This window comes from Herbaspirillum sp. 1173, assembly GCF_031455335.1.
Classification (GTDB): Bacteria; Pseudomonadota; Gammaproteobacteria; order Burkholderiales; family Burkholderiaceae_D; genus Herbaspirillum; species Herbaspirillum huttiense.
On the sequence record NZ_JAVDSP010000004.1, the window covers coordinates 92,706 to 111,699 of the forward strand.

Consider the following 18,994-nt stretch of genomic DNA (forward strand, 5'->3'; position numbering starts at 1 on the left):
AGAGAGGACAAGATGAACATGCACTTGAAAGCAGGACGCCGTTTCGCCTCGTTGCGAACGGTCTTATTCTCCATTGCCGTTGCCCTGGCGATGGGCGTGATGGCCGACGCTTGCGCCATCGATGTCGATCCGGCAGATTATGTGCCGGCCCCTGCGGGGACCACCGCCGGTCTGCTGTATCAGCAGCATGCCGAACGCGACGCCAGCTACAGCGGTGGTACCCGCAGTGCTGGCAATCCTTTGCTGACCACTGATGTGACCATCCTGCGCCTGGTGCATTACATGAACATCGGCGGCTATACGGTGGGTCCCCAGGTGCTGCTGCCCTTCGCCAGTCTGCGCAGTGGTCGCGACATCAAGGCGCTGGGCAGTGAGAACGCCCTGGGTGACCTGATCCTGGCCGCGCCTGTGTGGCTGGTCAACGATCCTTCAAAATCGACCTTCTTTGCGGTGGCCCCGTATCTCTACCTGCCCACTGGATCGTATTCCGACAGTCGCGCGCTCAACGTTGGCGAGAACCGATGGAAGTTCGACCTGCAAGCGGGTCTGGTTCAGCGGATATCCGGTCCCTTGTATCTCGACCTGACCGGGGATGTGATGGTCTATGGCAAGAACAACGATTATGGAAGCGGTCGCGGCAGTATGCGCCAAGCACCGCTTTATCAATTGCAGTCCTATCTGCGCTATCAGTTTTCTGCCACCACCAACGCCACTGCGGGGCTGTCGCGGACCTGGGGCGGAGAAACCAGCGTCAATGGCGTGGACAGCCACGACCAACCCAATCAGTTGAAGATTTCCTTCGGTGGCAGTACCTTCGTGGCGGCCAAGACGCAGATCATGGGCAGTATCGGTCGCGACTTGTCGGTCGACAATGGGTTTAAAGAAAACTTCCGTCTGAACCTGCGACTGCTGCAGATTTTCTGATTGAGCGGGGATCCATCGTTGTGCATGCTTGATCGCTCCGATGGTTCGCGGCTTGGCTGCCGAGCTGCGGGGCGAACAAGCCATGCTGTCTGAATCTACCTTGAAGGATCACTATGAAGCTGAGTATCGTGTCTCGCTTGAATCTGGTGAGTTTTGTGTTGGCACTGGGATTGCTGGGTGTCAGTAGCATGGCCTGGATTTCACTGAACAACGTCTCTGCCATCGCCGAGCGCACTGCCAGTGTGCGGGTAAAGCAGCTGGAGCGCATTGCAGATGTGGAATTGATGATCACGCGTATCTCTGCACAGTTGCGTCATACCATGCTCAATGCCCGGCAGCCGCAGGCGGTAGCCGAGATTCAGGCAGCCATGCGCAGTGACGAAAAGAAACTGGGCGAAATTTTTGTCGAGTATAAAAAGGAAATCCATACCAAGGAGGGAGAAGAATTTTTCGCCAGAGCTGTCACCTACAAGACTGGATTCTGGGACGCTGCCGAATTCAATATCAAGCTCATTGAGGCAGGCATCGCTTCCGGCAGTCAGGATGAGGCCTTTGCGTTTCTTAATGAGAAGACCCTGCCCGCGCTCAATACCTGGCTCAACGGTTTGATAGGGGAAAAGAAGGTGCAGTCGGATCTTCTGCTGGAGCAAATCGCACTAATCCAGGAAAGCAGCAAATCCTTGCGTAATCTGCTGGTAGGGCTGACCGCTATCGTAATTGCTGGCCTGGTCGCGTTTTCGTGGTATTGCGCGAGAGTGCTGCGTCGTCGATCAGAACAGGCACAGCGAGTAGTAGAGCATATCCGTGATGGAGATCTCATGGTCAGTGCTCGGGACGACGATCGTGATGAGTTCAGCCCCTTGTTCCAGGCTTTGTCCGATATGCAGAGATCGCTTGGGCGTGTTGTGTCTTCGGTTCGCAAGGGGTCGGAAAGCGTGGCGACTGCCTCAGCCGAAATCGCACAGGGTAATCAGGACCTGAGCAGGCGCACGGAACAGCAGGCCAGTGCATTGCAGCAGACCGCCGCCACGATGGAGCAACTCAACACGACGGTAAGGAACAATACTGACAGTGCCGAACAGGCTAATCAGTTGGCTCAGGGCGCTTCGGCAGTCGCGGCTCAAGGCGGTGAAGTCGTGGGACGGGTAGTTAGTACCATGCAGGGCATCAGCGACAGCAGTCGCAAGATCGGTGACATCATCGGTGTCATTGATGGCATCGCTTTCCAGACCAATATCCTGGCTCTCAATGCGGCAGTGGAAGCCGCTCGCGCCGGCGAAGGGGGACGGGGCTTCGCGGTGGTGGCCAGCGAGGTGCGCAATCTTGCGCAACGTAGCGCGGGAGCGGCCAAGGAGATAAAGGCCTTGATCAGTCGTAGCGTAGAGCAGGTCGAGCAGGGAGCTGTGTTAGTTAATCAGGCTGGCAAGACCATGGATGAGATCGTAGCCTCGATCGGGCATGTCAGCGGTATCGTGGCGGAGATTACCTCGGCCAGCGTCGAACAGACCAGTGGAATATCTCAGGTAGGCAATGCGGTGGGTATGATGGACCGAGCCACCCAGCAGAATGCTGCCCTGGTCGAGGAAAGTGCAGCTGCAGCACAGAACCTCAAGGAGCAGGCGCTGCAGCTCGTGCAGGCCGTTGCCACCTTCAAGTTGGCGGCTGACCTACCGGTGTAATTTGTGCCCTGTTTTGTCCAGCAGGGGGGAAGATGGGGGAATTCCGGTAGAGCAAATGCTCTTTTGAGGATCCCATCTTGTCGATCGATTGCACCGGCGCGCACTATCGGTCAATTCTGAAAAAATCCATGCCCAGAATTGGTGATCAAGGGGGGGATTGATCACCAATTTATCAAGATCCGTACTACTCCGAGGCTCAAGGTTTTGGCCAAGTGATGCCTACGCTTTTCATTCCTTTGGCCACATCCATTTCCGGATGGGCCAGCACGACGTCGCGGTAGGATGGGCTGCCGATGACAGCGGGCTTGAACTTTGTCAGAAAGGCCGTCACTTCTTCCCGTATATCTGCAGGCACTGCGAAGTTGTCGTAGCATTCGTCCATGCATTCCATCACTGCTTGCCAATGAACTTCAGTTAGGCCCATGCCACGGTGTGCGGTCACCATGTCACGCCCTCTGTATTGAGCATTTCCGCCCCAGTGAACTGACAGGAAATCGACAAAATTGATGTGCTCCTTCTGGAAGGTGGATTCCGACATGTGGCTCCAGATATGACCTATGGCGGGGTGTTTCATACAGGTCCGCAGCACTTCTCCTGCAAACTTGTAGATCGCGTCGTAGCCTCCCAGACGTTCGTAGAGGGAAGGCTTTTGAGGCTCGGATGCTTGGCTGTCAGTCATGTTATCGCTTCTCCATGTTGATGTGATTCCTGGTATTCCGGCGGGGAGGAAGATCTTTTCCATACGCAGTCGGGGCATACGCAAGCGATGACGTTGCACGTGAATTCAACGAACAAGCTTGCCGTGTCCAATGTAGCGACGATGGTTCATTGCAGCTTGCTTCTGAGGGGCAATCAACTTGACGGAAATAGACAACGTCGCAGATCGTTGTGCAAATTAATGCCCTTCAGCCGGGGTGACTGGTTTCCCAATTCAATACGAGAACGACTTGGAGCCTGCGGTTGTGGTACCAGGTATTCTGAATACTTCGGGCACTTGATTCTGTGTTAAAAACATGCCGCTCGGGAGTCGGCGACTACCCAGTGGCATCGCCATGTTGTTTGCGCTTTTATTCCCGTGGATGTTGCTGCCCCAACAGGGTATTAAGCTCCAAGCCAGATGGTGCTCCTGCGAATTCACTGAATTTTCCATCTTGCAATATGGTACGGGCAGCGTGTAGAGCAGATCCCCATGCTGCACGAGCAAGCGCCCCGCCTAGACTGACACGTCGCACCCCTAGATTCTCCAGATCTTGCAGCGTCAGGTCCGATGGCCAGCCAATGAGAACATTAACTGGCTTCGGCGCCACTGCTTCGACAACTGCCTTTATTTGGTCGGCTGTTTTGATGCCTGGAGCATATAGGCAATCCGCCCCGGCATCAGCGTAGGCTTTTAAACGGCGTAACGTGTCATCAAGGTCTGACCTGAGACGAATTTTGTAGCGCCCGGATAAGTGAGTTTTTTATGATGCGCCGGCTCATCAGGGGCGAGATGGAAGGCGCTGCAACTAACTATTGTCGCGCTCTCGCCCTCGGCGCAGGATCGCAACGTTGTGAGACAAGCGTTCGCGCAACATGGCTTGCCATTCCTGATCCAGGCAATTTGCCACCGCATCAAAGCTGCCCGTAATACGCGCCAGCAGCGCGTCGAGACACCTCGCGGCCTCCTCCCGACTGGCAAATCCGAAACGATGTGCGTCAGCCAAAACTGCGTCGCGCGAAATGTCGAAGCGTCCCTGCGATAGCTGCATGTGCAGGCGAGCGGGCGTGTCCACCGGATTCGGAACCACGTCAAACGATGGTGCGAGACGCCAGCGGCGTTCCTCCTCCGCATAGACGATCGCATGATTGCGTACATGGTCATCATCGTTGCCGCAAACGGCATTGAAGACCATGCGACCGAAAAGTTCGATACGGTCAGTACCTGGTGCGCCCGCCAGCCTGAGTTCTTCGGCCAGACGTGGATAGCTCCAGCGGTCCGTCTCATGACGCCCGGGATATTCAGCCTGCAGCAAGGATGCGGCGCTCACACACAGGTGGCGTTGTTGTCCGGTGCGGTCAAACCTGAGAACGCGTACCGACTTTCTGCCACCTGCGTCAGCGTGATAAACGGTTTGAGCAAAATTCAATCCACTGGCCAGCCCCCATTGCTGGCCCACGTGCTCAAGCAGCGGAACAGGGCCGGCGTCTGTAGCAATCTCCGGCTTGATCAGCCAGAACTGACCGTGGTCGCCCCGTACCGTCGCTTTGGGCCGCGCACCGCCCACGCTGGCGGTCTGGATCAGCCGTTTGCGAATGCTGGCCCGGATAGCAGGACGATGCTCCGCGAGCGCCGCCAGTTCTTCAATCACTTCATCGAGTTGAGGCAGGCCAGGGGTGTTCATTTGCGCAGCGGGCGGCTTGGCACTTGTTCCTACGGCCAGTGCACCCCAGCGGTCCAGATTGCTGGCCTTGAGCAGATATTGCAGCGGCGGAGCATCTTCCGAAAGATTGTGTTCGCGACGCAGCAGCGCTTGTCCCCAGGCATCCGGGCAGGCATCCCGCAATACGTCATGCAGACCTTGATAGCGTAGTGCCCGGAAATCCGTCTCGGGCAAAAATTTCAAGTTCTGCGGATCAATGGCCCAGGTATGCCCGGCCTCGATGTAAGACGGGGCATACCTGAAAAATCCCTCTCCGGAATCGCCTGCCTTGTACCGGCCAACGGTGAGCCACTCGCCATTGTCAGGACGCTGCAGATAGACATAGACCGGTTTAGAAATAGTCATCGTCGCCAGCTCCCTTCTGCTCCCGATTGAGTCTGACACGCTGGCCATAGTCGCCTTGCCAAAGTTCGGCAGGCAATGCCGGTACGGCCTGGTCTAAGATGCCCAGCGCCAGAAGCGCGGTCAGATAAGCACCCACGCCGGCACCGGGATCGCCCTTTTCCAATCTGGCCAGCGTCACCCGCGAGATTCCCAGCCGGGCAGACAAATCAATGGCAGTGATGCGCTGACGCAGGCGCTGGGTAGCAATACATTTGCCCCAGGTCGTCAGGCGCTCTTGTACCAGTGTCGGCCAGTCCTGTGCCGTCGAGAGTTTCTTGGGCATGCGTTTCTCCGTTCATAGATGTGACATTATAGGGTTTAATGCATTATCTATGTTCTGACGTTTGCAATTCCATGCCTCATAAATATTGCTTTATTCTACTTAACGTAATCTCTATGATGCACTCTGGAGGGGCTCGCCGCCGTCTCTCTTGTCGTTGATCTACCCCATCTTCCAGTCTGCTGCAGGATAGGGCATGCATGGCCGCCAGGGCGTACGAGGAGCCCGCCAGCGACAGCAAGCCCGATAGTTCTCCCCGGAAATAGTAACGTATGTGACTATCTCACCCGCCCCCAACCACTTCCCGCCAAACAGGAAACAAGCCCCAATCTCCACCTCACCTCGTCTGCTCATCACACAACATCCCGCGCTATAGTCGACGCTGACCCCATCGACCTCCTGCATGCCACGATGAAAAACCAAGCCATGGATTACCTGCCCCGCATGGTGATCTTCTCCCGCGTCGTCGAGCTGGGAGCCTTTTCCAAGGCTGCTCGCGAACTGGGGCTGACCTCGTCGTCGGTCAGCCAGCACATCAGTGCGCTCGAAGCCATCCTCGGTACCACCCTGCTGCACCGGACCACCCGCAAGCTCAGCCTGACCGAAGCCGGCCAGGGCTTCTATGCCCACTGCGCGCGCATCGTCGCGCTGGCCAATGAAGCGCGCGATGCCACCGAAAGCCTGCACAAGGAACTGGTCGGCGAACTGCGCATCGCCTCCTCCAGCTTCATGGCCCCCGAATACCTGGTGCCCGCCCTCGACCACTTCATCCGCAGCCATCCCCAGCTGCGCATCAGCATCCACGTCAGCGATCACAACGTCGACCTCATGGACCACAGCGTCGACCTGGCCTTGCGGGTAGGCAAGACTCCCGGCCCCGGCGATATCCCGCTGGCCCGCATGGGTGCCGTGCTGTGCGCGTCCCCCGATTACCTGCAGGCCAGGGCCGCCATCCGCCGTCCCGAGGATCTGCTTCAGCATCAGATGTTGTTCTTCACTCCGCATGGTCCGGATGCCGTGGTCGATCTCACCCTGACCAATCGCGCCGGGCAATGCGCGCAACTGCGCCTCGGTCCGCGCATCACCGCCAACCACGCCCGCTCGATCCGGCAGCTGGCCGTGCAGGGACATGGCATAGGCCGCTTCCTGCGCAGTAAGGTGCAAGATGATCTTAAGTCCGGACGCCTGGTGGAAGTCTTGCCGGACTGGTCGCTGGAAGGCTATTGCGCCTTCATCACCACCCGCCATCGCGACGCCGTGCCCGCCAAGATCCTGGCCTGCATCGCCCAGATCCAGGATTATTTCGCGCGCCGTCATCCGCCTGAAGACGAGGAAACGGCTGCGCGGTAAAGCGTTGCGGCGCTTGCATTGTTCAATTTGATTAACGAGTACGTTCGCAAAACGACGGCTAATCAAATCGCTGCGCTTGTAATACAGTTCCCCTGTCGTTCCCTGCCGGTCATGTGTCGGGGGGCACTGCGGGCTGCAAGCTCGCGCCGGCGTTGCGTTACCGCGGAGGGGGTTTTCGGTGGCGCAACACGGTAGAGGGAAGAGGGCGATGCCGACAAGCGCAGGATGCACCCGCCTTTCCTCTCTGGGACGACAGTCAATGGACAGATCAGCATCTGCTCGGCATCGTGATCGACATTGGCATATCAACCGCATGGGCTGCCCCTGCCCCGTCAGCCGGCTTGTGCGCTCCACTCCCGCTCCTGCCCTTGCATGAGTAAAAGGCATCGAAGCCCCAGAATTTATCGTTTTATTTGCCCCCCGCGCTGCCCTTACCATGAGGCTATCTCATAGTCACCCGGTCAAAGGCACGCAAATGACGATCTCCGCGCAGCACAGCAATCTCCATCAACTCCTGCTTTCCCACTACGGCGACGAGGCCCTGGTGCAGCGCCAGTTCGCGCGCCTGGAAGTCCCCGCCTCGACCCTGCGCCCCGCCGCGTCCGAGGTCTCGCGCCTGGAACTGGCGCAGGCCCTGAACATGCTGCTCTTCGAAGGCCTGCTGCAACAGGTCGCCACCGGCCGTGACTACGTGGCCGATGCCGAGCGCGAGGGCGTGAAGATCTGCTTCGACCACGGCGCCGTGCGCACCGTGCGCCTGGGCCGCGACAGCGGCTTCCCTGATGGCGAAACCCTCTTCACCAGCGTGCTGTTGCCGCTGGGCTACCAGCAGACCGGTACCTACCCGCTGGCGCGCATCAAGATGACTGGCCGCGTCTATACCCACATCGACGATGCCGAACAGATCGCCCAGTTCTTCGTGAGCGAACTGCATCCGGAACAGTTCTCGCCGCAATTCCAGCAGACCGTGGATGCCGTGCTGGCCACGTCGCGCAATCCGCTCTCCGATGAGGTGCTGACCCTGCTGGCCAAGCTGTCCGCACAAGGCAAGCTGGACATGGACGAGGCCAAGCGCCTGCTGCCCGCCATGCTCAAGTGCTTCGCCCGCCATCACGACCTGCCGACCCTGGCGCAGTACGAAACGCTCAAGGCCGAGTCCGCCGAGATGGCCTGGATCTCCACCGAAGGCAATGCCTTCAATCACGCCACCGACCGGGTCTCCGACGTGGTGGCCACCGCCGAACGCCAGCGCCAGCTGGGACGTCCCATCAAGGATCAGGTGGAAGTTTCGCGCAATGGCCGCGTGCGCCAGACCGCCTTCCGCGCCGTCAAGGTCGATTACCAGCTGCAGGGCGAGGATGGCCAGCCGGTCGCCGTCACCGTGCCGGGTTCCTTCTACGAATTCATCTCGCGCGACTATTTCGCCGACGAGGCCGGCCAGCGCAAGCTGGACCTGACCTTCGACAGCGGCAACGCGCAAGGCATCTTCAAGATGACCGAGGCGGTGGCATCGGGCGCAGCCGGCGGCGAGGCGGCCAGTGTCTGCTGAGGCCACGCTGGCGCGTCTGCAGGACCTGCTGGGCAGCGCCGGCCTGATCACCTCCGCGCCCGAGCGCCAGCCCTACGAGCACGGCCCGCGCTATGGGGCCGGACAGGCGCTGTGCGTGGCGCGTCCGGCCAATGTGGCGGAAGCCGCCGAGCTCATGCGCCTGTGCGCAGCCGAAAATATCCGGCTGATCCCGCAGGGGGCCAACACCGGCCTGGTCGGTGCGGCTTCGCCTGATAGTTCGGGTTTGCAACTTATCCTCAGCATGGAGCGCATCAAGGGCGTGATCGATATCGATCCGGTCGATGGCGTGATCCAGGCCTGGGCCGGAACCCGCCTGTCGGACCTGAACCAGGCGCTGGCCCCGCACGGGCTGTGCTTCCCTATCGACCTGGGGGCCGATCCCTCGGTAGGCGGCATGCTGGCCGCCAATACCGGCGGCGCGCGCCTGATCCGCTATGGCGACGTGCGGCACAACACGCTGGGCCTGCAGGCGCTGCTGATGCAGCCGCCCGGCGAACGGCTGGAGATGGGCAACCGCCTGCACAAGAACAATACCGGCCCGGACTGGAAACAGCTCTTCATCGGTACCGCCGGCAGCTACGGCATCGTCACGCAAGCGGTGCTGCGCGCGCATCCGCTGCCGCGCCAGCGCGCCACCGCCTTGATCGTGCCGTCCTCGCTGGAAGCGGGTTTGCGCCTGCTGCAGGATGCCCAGGCGCAGTTCGCCGATTTCCTCACGGCCTTCGAAGGCATCGCGCGCAATGCGCTGGCATCGGTCTTGCGCCACCTGCCGCAGGTGAATGCACCCTTTGATCCATTACCGGACTATGCCTTGCTGGTGGAGCTGAGTTCGTCGTCGGCGGCCAGCGAGCACTTCGATCTCGACCAGCTCTTCATGGCCTGGCTGGAACGCCACTTCGACGATGCCATCGTCGATGCCGTGGTCGACAAGCCCGAGACCCTGTGGCGCCTGCGCCATGCCATCAGCGACAGCGTCAAGCAGGAAGGCAAGATTGTCGCCTTCGACATCTCCGTCTCGCGTTCGCGCATGCCGGCCTTCCGTGCCGAGGCTCTGGCTCTGGTAGAACGGGACTTCGCCGGTGCCGAGGTGTTCGACTTCGGCCATTGGGGCGATGGCGGCGTGCATTTCAACCTGGCCATCCCGCCGGCGCAGCAGCCGCAGTTCCCGCCGGAGCGCATCGAGGCCTTGCGCACCGCGCTGTATGACTTGGTTGCAAAACGTTACCAAGGCAGTTTCAGCGCCGAGCACGGCATCGGTCCCTTCAACCAGCATTACTACCAGCGCTACACGCAGCCCGAGCAACGCGCGCTGGCTGGCCGCGTGCAAGACGTGTTCGATCCGCACTGCCTGCTGGGCAATACGCGCTTCACATGACGGGCAGCGTGCCGGGACGCTCTGGAGGGGAGGGCACGCCATTTGCTATAGTGCGGGCTCCTTCACCTTCTGCCCCGCCTTCAGCCAGCGGTCTTCGTCCCATGCGCCGTTTCATCCCGTCAACGTCCTGCCTGATCGCCTTCGATACGTCGGCCCGGCACATGTCGTTCACCAAGGCGGCCAATGAATTGCACATGACGCAGGGTGCGGTGAGCCGCCAGGTGGCGATCCTGGAGGAGTACCTCAACGTCAAGCTGTTCGAGCGCATCAACCGCCGCCTGATCCTCACCGAAGCCGGCCGCGATTATGCGGGCCAGGTCTCCACCATCTTGAAGCAGATCGAGATGGCGACCTTCCAGGTCATGACCTACAACAGCCTGGCCAGCGTGCTCAACCTGGCGATCCTGCCGACCTTCGGCGTGAAGTGGCTGATCCCGCGCCTGGCCAAGTTCGCTGCCGCCTATCCCGATGTGCTGCTGAACCTGAGCACGGAAGTGCTGCCCTTCGATTTCAATACGCGCCAGGTCGATGCCGCCATCCACTTCGGCGAACCCGACTGGCCCGATACCGTGATGGTGCGGTTGATGGGCGAGGAAGTGGTGCCGGTCTGCAGCAAGGCATTGGCCGAAGGCCTGGGCTCGGTGGAGGACTTGGCCAACGTCACGCTGCTCCAGCACACCACGCGCCCGCAGGCCTGGCAGGACTGGTTCCGCCATGTCGGGGTGGATTGCCCCAATGCCTTGTCGGGCCCGCGCTTCGAGCAACTGGCCATGGTCATCCAGGCCGCCGTCGCCGGCATGGGCGTGGCGCTCATGCCCAAGTTCATGGTCGAGACCGAGATCAGCCTGGGGCAGTTGCACGTACCCTTCCCGCTGGCGGTCAAGAGCCCGCAATCCTATTACCTCGTCTATCCCGAAAAGAACGCCGGCAAGGCGGCCATCCTCAAGTTCCGCGAGTGGATCCTGAGCGAAGCACAGGGCGGCTGAGGTCTTCCATCGGGCTGCATCGATTCGGTGCAGCGATTTCCCTGGCTGACTAAAACTCATGGCCGCGCATTTTTCTCCTGCGTGCAGATGCATCTCGTGTCATGCCATGAGGGCGCTGCAGGCCGCCACCGGCGCGGCCCCGGTACCGCGGCTGGAAGCGCCACGGCACGGGGGCTTGCGGCCGATATGAAGTGATGCGCTGCACCATCCTCGCCCATCCTCGCGCATTCTCGCGCGCCAGGCCAGTGCATTCCAAAAACTCATGATGTGGTGAAATTTTTTGGTTTTAAGAAGTGGGGCGGCTGTCCTTATACTCCATCGTTCCAGACCCATCCCACTCCACTTTTCAAGGGAACCCCATGTCTTCTCCACGCATCTTCTCCACCCTGGGTGCCGACTTCTCGGCCTACGCCGGCAACGATCTGGTGATCCGTTCGCCGCGTGATGGCGAGGTCATCGCGCAACTCAAGGCGCAGTCGCCGGCCGACGCCGAAGCGGCCATCGCCGGCGCGCAACAGGCCTTCCTGGCCTGGCGCGAAGTGCCGGCGCCGGTGCGCGGCGAACTGGTGCGCGTGCTGGGCGAAGTGCTGCGCGAGCATCGCGACGAACTCGGTGCCCTGGTCACCCAGGAAGCCGGCAAGATCCTCTCCGAAGGTTTGGGCGAGGTGCAGGAAATGATCGATATCTGCGACTTCGCCGTGGGCCTGTCGCGCCAGCTGCATGGCCTGACCATCGCCTCCGAGCGCCCCGGCCACCGCATGATGGAAACCTGGCATCCGCTGGGCGTGGTCGGCGTGATCACCGCCTTCAATTTCCCGGTCGCCGTGTGGGCGTGGAACGCCGCGCTGGCGCTGGTGTGCGGCAATGCCGTGGTGTGGAAGCCTTCCGAAAAAACGCCGGTCACGGCACTGGCCGTGCAAGCCCTGTTCGCCAAGGCCGTGGCGCGTTTCTCGGCGCAGCGTCCCAACCTGGTGCCGGCGCAATTGTGCGGCCTGTTGATCGGCGGTGCCGACCTGGGCGAGACCCTCTCGCGTTCGGCCACCGTGCCGCTGGTGAGCGCCACCGGCAGCGTGCGTATGGGCCGCAAGGTTGCCACCGTGGTGGCCGAACGCCTGGGCCGCAGCCTGCTGGAACTGGGCGGCAACAATGCCATGATCGTCGCGCCCTCGGCCGACCTGAACCTGGCGCTGCGCGCCATCACCTTCTCCGCCGTGGGCACCGCCGGCCAGCGCTGCACCAGCCTGCGCCGCCTGTTCGTCCACAGCAGCATTCATGACCAGGTAGTGGCGCAGATCAAGCGCATCTACGCCAGCGTGAAGGTCGGTGATCCGCTGCAGGGCGATACCCTGGTCGGCCCGCTGATCGACCAGGCTGCTTTCGATGCCATGCAGGCGGCACTCAAGCAAGCGCGTGCGCAGGGCGGTGAAGTCACCGGCGGCGAACGGGTGGACGTGATGGGCCAGCAATCCTGGTACGTGCGCCCGGCACTGGTGACCATGCCCGGCCAGACCGCGATCATGCATCACGAGACCTTCGCGCCCATCCTCTACATCGTCAAGTACGATGAACTGGGCGATGCCATCGCCATGAACAACGCCGTGCCGCAAGGCTTGTCCTCGGCCATCTTCACCAATGACATGCGCGAAGCCGAGCTGTTCGTCTCGGCCGTGGGCAGCGACTGCGGCCTGGCCAACGTCAACATCGGCACCAGCGGGGCAGAAATCGGCGGTGCCTTCGGCGGCGAAAAGGAAACCGGCGGGGGCCGCGAATCCGGTTCGGACGCCTGGAAGAACTACATGCGCCGCGCCACCAACACCATCAACTACAGCAAGACCCTGCCGCTGGCGCAGGGGGTGAAGTTCGATATCGACTGAGCGACGGCCACGTCCACCTGCAGTACCCCAAGCAAAAATGCAGCACCGCTGCCGGATTCCTGCTCCACCTGGGAATCCGGCATGGCATCCCACGACCCACGCCCGCGCAAGCGGGACCCACAACGGCAAACCGGCAAGGAGTGCAGTAATGAAGATGAAGACCCTGGCAGTGACCTGTGCAATCGCTGCGACCCTGATCGCCTCTGGCGCGCAGGCGCAGACCAAGACCATTTACGTCGGCATGAACGGCGGCACGATGGAGAAAAACTACACCGCTTCGATCTTCCCCGACTTCGAGAAGGCCAACAACGTCAAGGTGGTGGTGGTGCCCGGCACCTCCTCCGACATCATCGCCAAGATGCAGGCCCAGCGCGACAAGCCGCAGATGCACGTGGCCTTCCTCGATGACGGCATCATGTACCGCGCCATCAACATGAGCCTGTGCGAAAAGGTCAAGGACGCCGCCGTGCTCAAGGATGTCTATCCCTTCGCGCGCCTGGCCAACGACCAGGCCGTGGCCATCGAGATGGGCGTGCTCGGCATCGGCTACAACAAGAAGCTGTTCGCCGAGAAGGGCTGGCCGGCACCGACCTCGTGGATGGATTTCGCTGATCCCAAGTACAAGCAGAAGGTGGTGTTCCAGTCGATCTCGGCCAGTACTTTCGGCCTGTATGGCTTCATGATGTTCAACCGCCTGGTGGGCGGTACCGACAAGAACGTCGACCCCGGCTTCAAGAAGTGGGGCAGCACCATCGGCCCCAACGTGGTCGAATATCTCTCCAGCTCGGCCAAGATTTCCGAGATGGTGCAGACCAATGAAGCGGCCATCTTCCCGCTGACCGTGACCGGCATCGCCAACCTGAAGGACAAGGGCATCCCCGCTGAATTCGCCACCCCCAAGGAAGGCGGCGTGCTGCTCATGACCGGCGCTTGCCCCATCAAGGGCAACAGCGAACCGGAATTGGCGCAGAAGCTGCTGGAATTCCTGCTGACCCCGGCGGTGCAGGCCAAGAGCATGGCGCTGGCCAATTCGATTCCGGTCAACCGCAACGTGCCGCTGTCGGATGCCGCGCAGGCCAAGCTGGGCAAGAGCGAAGTGCTGACCAAGAACCTCAACACCGTCGACTGGGATACCGTCAACGAGAAGCGCTCCGAGTGGAACAACCGCTGGAACCGCATGATCGAGCAATAAGCCTGTATCGATCATGACCGCAGCTTATCGTTTCAATCCGGCCTTCCAGTCGCCCCAGGGGTCGCCCATCCGGGAGCTGTTCAAGTACACGCAGCAACCCGGCATGATTTCCTTTGCCGGCGGCTATCCGGCGCCTGCGCTGTTCGATACGCAAGGGCTGGCAAAGAGCGCCGCCACCCTGCTCGACAGTGCAGCGGCGGCCTGCCTGCAATACGGGGCGACCGAAGGCGCGGCGCAACTTGCGCAAGTGCTCAAGCAGGTCACGCGTGCGCGCATCGGTGGTGCCGATCCGGGCGAGCTGATCGTCACCACCGGTTCACAGCAGGGGTTTGAACTGCTGTTGCGCATCCTGCTGGAGCCGGGTGATGGCGTTGTCATCGAGCGGCCCTGCTATCCGGCGGCGATCCAGGCCTTGCGCCTGGCGCATGCCGAACTGCTGGAAATTCCCGGTGACGCCCAAGGCATGGATACCGATGCCCTGGAAGCCTTGCTGCTGGCGGGTGCCCGGCCCAAGCTGCTGTACCTGGTGCCGAGCTTCGCCAATCCGACCGGCGCCACCTTGCCGCTGGCACGCCGCCGTCATTTGCTCACGCTGGCGGTGCGTTACCAGTTCATCGTGATCGAGGATGATCCCTACGGCCAGCTGCGTTTTTCCGGGCAGGCCGAGCCGCCGCTGCTGCAGGTGGCACAGGAGATCGAGGGGGCGCGTGACTGGCTGGTGTACCTGTCGAGTCTGTCCAAGATCGTGGCACCGGGTTTGCGCATCGGCTGGATGTGCGGCCCACCGGAAATCCAGCGCCGTGCGGTCATCGCCAAGCAGACCGGCGACCTGTGCACTGCGCCGTGGATGCAGATGGTGGCGGCGCAGTATCTGCAGGCCGGGCTTCTGGAGGCCCATCTGCCGCACATCATCGCCACCTATCGCGAACGTTGCGCGATCATGCTGTCGTCCTTGCGTGATGCCTTCGGTGATCGTCTCTCTCTGATTGCGCCGGAAGGCGGCATGTTCATCTGGGCCAGCTGGAAGGATGGCACCGATGCCACGGCGCTGTTGCAGAGCGCGGTGCGCCACAACGTGATGTACGTGCCGGGCAGCGCCTTCTATGCCACGCAATCCGATCCGGGCCATTGGCGACTTTCTTTCGCCAATGCCCAGCCGCAGGAGATCATCGATGGCGTGGCTCGCCTGAAGCAGGCACACGAGGAATGGATGCACGTGCAAGCATGACTTTTCTTCATGCATGAAAAACGCCCCGATGCGCAGTGCGGATCGGGGCGTTGTCATTGCGGCGTCGTGGAAACGATTTACAGGTCGATCTTCATGCGCGCCACGACAGTGCGTTCCGCCCCCGGCATCACGTAGAGGTTGTTCCACGAACCGGGATAGTAGTTGCGGTTGAAGAGGTTATGCACGTCCAGCGACAGCCGCACATTCTTGCTCACCTGCCAGTAGCTCAGGAGCTTGACTGTCGCATACGCCGGCAACGAATAGGTGTCGGCGGTATTGCCCGAACGGTTGCCCACGTAGTTCACGCCGCCCCCCAGTCCATAGCGCGCGCCGTTGGCCGTCGCATCCTCACGCATGACCAGAAGACCTGCGCTGTAGGCCGGAATGTTGGCCAGGCGCGTGCCGGCGGCCAGGGTCTTGTCCTTGGTCACGCGCGCATTGTCCCAGGCGAAATTGGCCGAAAGACGCCAGTGCGCATCGATCTGGCCATAGGCATCGGCCTCGAAGCCGGTGCTCTTGGCTTCGCCGGCCGCCACCTGGAAGCCGGGCGTATCGCTGGCGGTAAGGACATTGGTCTTGGTGATGTCGTAGACCGCGAAGTTGGCGCCCAGGCGTTCATCCGTGGTCTGCAGCTTGAGGCCGGCTTCATAGGCGGTCGAATGCTGCGGATCGAAGGCGCGGCCGCTGGCATCCACGCCGCTGTTGGCACGGAAGGATTTGCCCGCCGTCACATACACCGAACTCCAGGCCGTCGGCAGATAGGTGATGCCGGCGCGCGGCGACACGGCGCTCTGTTGCTGCGAGGTGGTGGTGACGCCGCCCACGCGGTTCTCGATGCTCTGCTTGTATTGATCCCAGCGCAGGCCCGCCACCAATTTCCATCGCGGCGACAGGCTCAGCTGATCCTGCACGAACACGCCCTTCACGCGCTGTCTTTCGTCCGAACTGCTGGTGCGGTTGGTCAGCGGCAGCAACGGGCTGCCGTAGACCGGATTGTAGATATCGATGGGGGTATTGGCCGAGCGCAGGATTTCCGTATTCATCCACAGCGTCGATGCTTCTGCACCGATCAGGAGGGTGTGGCCGATGGCACCGGTGTTGAAGTTGCCCTGCAGCTCCGCCTGGAAGGAGGTATCGCGCGAGGGAAGCTGCCGCCAGGTGCGGGTGCGGTTGAGCGTGCGGTTGTCAGCGGCCAGCGGATTGGAGAGGGCCGCTTCGGTGTAATAGCCATCGAAGCTGCTTTCCTTGTAGCTGGCACCAAGCCTGGCACGCCACTGCTCGGACAGCGTGCGCTCCAGCGTCAGCTGATGCGTATTGCTGCGCATGGCCATGTTGCCATCCGAGGGTTCGTTCAGGACGCGGTCACGTGGCAGCGTGCCCAGCACGCCGCGCACGTTGATGAGGCCGCGGTCCAGCGGCGTGCTGGCCTGCAGGAATTCGGCCTCGTAGTTCAGCAGGGTGTCCTTGTCGATCACCCAGGCCAGCGACGGGGCCACCAGCGAGCGGCGGTTGTTGAGCAGGCTGGAACGGCTGTCGCCTTCCTCGGTCATGGCGATCAGGCGATAGGCCAGGTTCTGGCTCAGGGGACCGGTGCTGTCGACCGTGGCACGGCGCAGGCCACCAGTACCGGCACTGAGTTCGGCGCTGTTCTTGCGCGTGAATTGCGGTTTCTTGGTGACGATGTTGATGGTGCCGCCCGGCTCGCTGCTGCCATAGAGCGCGGCGGCCGGACCCTTGAGGAATTCGATGCGTTCGATGGTGGCCGTATCGCGGCGCGGATTGTAGCCGCGCGAACCGGGGAAGCCATTGACCAGGAAACCCATGTCGGTACTGCTGAATCCGCGAATGGCGAAGTTGTCCCAGGTGCCGCCGAAGTCGTTGAGGCGGCTGATGCCGCTGACGTAATCGACCGTATCGGCCAGACGCACCGCACCCAGGTCCTCAATCTGCTGGGTGGTCATCACGCGTACCGACTGCGGCAGCTCCATCAACGGCGTATCAGTGCGCGTGGCACCGCTGGTGCTGGTGGCGTTGTAACTGCTGCTGGCCTTGTCGCGGCCAGCAGAGACGCTGATCTCGGGCAGGGCCGCTGCATTGCTGCCTGCGGCCGTGGCCGCATCGTCGGCCCATGCCAGGGGCGCCACCGCCAGCAGACTGGTCAGCAGCCACGCGGCGCTGGTGGCGCAGCGGCAGGGAAGGGAAGTCGCAAATCCTCGGTGCATCATCATCGGTATTCAAACAGCCAGGCAAATAATCGGGCCGATGAATATAAATGATAATCGTTAACAATTGTTGGGAAATTGTAAGTTTATTGTGAAGAAAAGTCTGTTCAAGTTGTTATTTTGCAATGAGCGTCATTTCAGCGCCGAGATTTGCCCATTGCGGATCAGCCTTGCCCGCAGCACGTTGCGGCTGATGTCGAGCAGGCGCGCGGCCTGTACCTGATTGCGTTCGCAAAACTCGAAGGCGGTACGAAATACCGTGTCTTCGATTTTTTCAAACAGGCCCGCCTGCGATTGATTGAACAGGTTCTGCAAGGCCTGTTCCAGCGCTTGCAGGGGATCGTTGCTGCAATCGATGCCGCCATGCGCGGCGTACACCGGGCGCCGCTCCACATGGGAGAGATGGAAGTGCTCGGCGCGCAGGCTGTCTTCCTGGCAGATCAGCAGCGCATGGTGGATGGCGTTTTCCAGTTCGCGGATATTGCCCGGCCAGTCGTGCTCGCGCAGTTTGCGTTCGCCTTCGGCATCGATGCGGGGCGCGCCATAGCCCAGCCGCTGGCGATATTCATGGAGGAAGTGATAGGCCAGCGGCAGGATATCCGCAGGCCGCTCGCGCAAACGCGGAATGGCCAGTTGCACCACCTGCAGCCGGTAATACAGATCCTGGCGGAAATGGCCGGCCGCCACCGCATCCTGCAAGCGCACGTTGGTGGCGGCAATGACGCGCACGTCGATGGGGATGCTGCGCCGTGATCCCAGCCGCACCACTTCGCGTTCCTGCAGCACCCGCAACAGCTTGACCTGGATGGCCAGCGGCAGGTCGCCGATTTCATCGAGGAACAGCGTGCCGCCATTGGCCGCCTCGAACCAGCCGGCCTTGTGCGCGATGGCACCGGTGAAGGCGCCTTTCTCATGGCCGAACAATTCGCTCTCGGCCAGGCTCTCCGAAAACGCACCGCAGTTCACGGCCACGAAGGGTGCATCACGGCGATGGCTCAACGCATGCACGTGACGCGCGATCAGTTCCTTGCCGGTACCGGTGGCACCGATGATGACCACATTGGCATCGCTCGGTGCCACACGCTGTACGCGTTCCAGCAGGGCCACCGAGACCGGATCATGGAACACCTGCGCCGTGGCGCGAATGGACGTGCCCAGCTTGCGCGCATGCGGCAAGGTCAGCAGCGGCGATGCGGTGCGCGCGGCAAGGTCGCCATCACCCTCCGGCGAAGAGGGCAGCGCATACAGATGGGCAGAGCGAGGGCTGGCATGCATGTCAGGCTCCGGGCTTGTGGAATCTCCTGCTCCGGGGGGAGAGGCAGGAAGGGAAGGTGAAATGATTCTAACAATATGCAAAGAGCGAATTAACGACCAATTCAGCATAAGCATGCTCGGTATACGTTGGGTCATCGCCCGCAAAAGCTTGTCTGACAAGGAACTGACGATAATCCGTCGCCGTCTGGCGACAGCTTCGGCAGGAGAATGCAAAGCTGTCATACAGCTTTGAAAA

Annotated in this window: 14 protein-coding genes and 1 pseudogene; 9 read left to right on the top strand and 6 right to left on the bottom strand. The window is 61.3% G+C overall.

What is annotated here, in order from left to right; all coding sequences use genetic code 11:
• Window positions 1-18: 18 nt before the first annotated feature.
• Both J2X56_RS15130 and J2X56_RS15135 read left to right on the top strand, forming a co-directional pair.
• Window positions 19-924 carry a transporter gene (locus J2X56_RS15130; protein WP_245202094.1) on the top strand — a complete coding sequence of 302 codons (906 nt, stop codon included), beginning with the start codon at window positions 19-21 and terminating at the stop codon, window positions 922-924.
• 113 nt (window positions 925-1,037) lie between these two features.
• Window positions 1,038-2,603 (top strand): methyl-accepting chemotaxis protein, encoded by a 1,566-nt coding sequence (locus J2X56_RS15135; RefSeq protein WP_310160711.1) that lies wholly within the window; start codon window positions 1,038-1,040, stop codon window positions 2,601-2,603.
• Window positions 2,604-2,799: 196 nt separating this feature from the next.
• Here the strand turns inward: J2X56_RS15135 and J2X56_RS15140 are convergent, their stop codons facing one another.
• The 4 genes and pseudogenes from J2X56_RS15140 to J2X56_RS15155 form a co-directional block, all read right to left on the bottom strand.
• Window positions 2,800-3,282, bottom strand: coding sequence for a group 1 truncated hemoglobin (locus J2X56_RS15140; RefSeq protein ID WP_209567931.1), 483 nt, complete (start codon window positions 3,280-3,282; stop codon window positions 2,800-2,802).
• Between the two features lie 388 nt (window positions 3,283-3,670).
• Window positions 3,671-4,027, bottom strand: a pseudogene (locus J2X56_RS15145) (isocitrate lyase/phosphoenolpyruvate mutase family protein); the annotation flags it as partial.
• Window positions 4,028-4,108: 81 nt separating this feature from the next.
• The gene (locus J2X56_RS15150) at window positions 4,109-5,368 is read right to left on the bottom strand and encodes a HipA domain-containing protein (protein ID WP_310160712.1); all 1,260 of its coding nucleotides are present in this window, start codon (window positions 5,366-5,368) and stop codon (window positions 4,109-4,111) included.
• The gene (locus J2X56_RS15155) at window positions 5,355-5,690 is read right to left on the bottom strand and encodes a helix-turn-helix transcriptional regulator (RefSeq protein WP_310160713.1); all 336 of its coding nucleotides are present in this window, start codon (window positions 5,688-5,690) and stop codon (window positions 5,355-5,357) included. Before J2X56_RS15155 ends, J2X56_RS15150 begins: the two co-directional genes overlap by 14 nt.
• A gap of 408 nt (window positions 5,691-6,098) precedes the next feature.
• On the opposite strand from J2X56_RS15155, the gene J2X56_RS15160 reads away from it, so the two are divergent.
• From J2X56_RS15160 to J2X56_RS15190, 7 genes are all read left to right on the top strand, one after another.
• Complete coding sequence (locus tag J2X56_RS15160; protein ID WP_245202095.1) at window positions 6,099-7,037, top strand: LysR family transcriptional regulator; 939 nt, start codon at window positions 6,099-6,101, stop codon at window positions 7,035-7,037.
• Between the two features lie 475 nt (window positions 7,038-7,512).
• Window positions 7,513-8,586, top strand: a complete 1,074-nt coding sequence (locus tag J2X56_RS15165) for a DUF1338 domain-containing protein (protein WP_121044644.1) — start codon at window positions 7,513-7,515, stop codon at window positions 8,584-8,586.
• On the top strand, window positions 8,576-9,982 hold the full coding sequence (locus J2X56_RS15170) for an FAD-binding oxidoreductase (RefSeq protein WP_310160714.1): 1,407 nt from the start codon (window positions 8,576-8,578) through the stop codon (window positions 9,980-9,982). The genes J2X56_RS15165 and J2X56_RS15170 overlap by 11 nt, the downstream gene beginning before the upstream one ends.
• Before the next feature lie 101 nt (window positions 9,983-10,083).
• On the top strand, window positions 10,084-10,968 hold the full coding sequence (gene gcvA, locus J2X56_RS15175; RefSeq protein ID WP_121044638.1) for a transcriptional regulator GcvA: 885 nt from the start codon (window positions 10,084-10,086) through the stop codon (window positions 10,966-10,968).
• Window positions 10,969-11,327: 359 nt separating this feature from the next.
• Window positions 11,328-12,842, top strand: coding sequence for an aldehyde dehydrogenase family protein (locus J2X56_RS15180; RefSeq protein ID WP_209567923.1), 1,515 nt, complete (start codon window positions 11,328-11,330; stop codon window positions 12,840-12,842).
• A 154-nt stretch (window positions 12,843-12,996) separates the two neighbouring features.
• Complete coding sequence (locus J2X56_RS15185) at window positions 12,997-14,034, top strand: ABC transporter substrate-binding protein (RefSeq protein WP_375166039.1); 1,038 nt, start codon at window positions 12,997-12,999, stop codon at window positions 14,032-14,034.
• Between the two features lie 13 nt (window positions 14,035-14,047).
• Window positions 14,048-15,262, top strand: coding sequence for a PLP-dependent aminotransferase family protein (locus J2X56_RS15190; RefSeq protein WP_209567921.1), 1,215 nt, complete (start codon window positions 14,048-14,050; stop codon window positions 15,260-15,262).
• A 77-nt stretch (window positions 15,263-15,339) separates the two neighbouring features.
• On the opposite strand, the gene J2X56_RS15195 is transcribed toward J2X56_RS15190, so the two are convergent.
• Window positions 15,340-17,490 carry a TonB-dependent receptor gene (locus J2X56_RS15195; RefSeq protein ID WP_310160715.1) on the bottom strand — a complete coding sequence of 717 codons (2,151 nt, stop codon included), beginning with the start codon at window positions 17,488-17,490 and terminating at the stop codon, window positions 15,340-15,342.
• 126 nt (window positions 17,491-17,616) lie between these two features.
• The gene (locus J2X56_RS15200) at window positions 17,617-18,759 is read right to left on the bottom strand and encodes a sigma-54 dependent transcriptional regulator (protein ID WP_310160716.1); all 1,143 of its coding nucleotides are present in this window, start codon (window positions 18,757-18,759) and stop codon (window positions 17,617-17,619) included.
• Window positions 18,760-18,994: the final 235 nt, after the last annotated feature.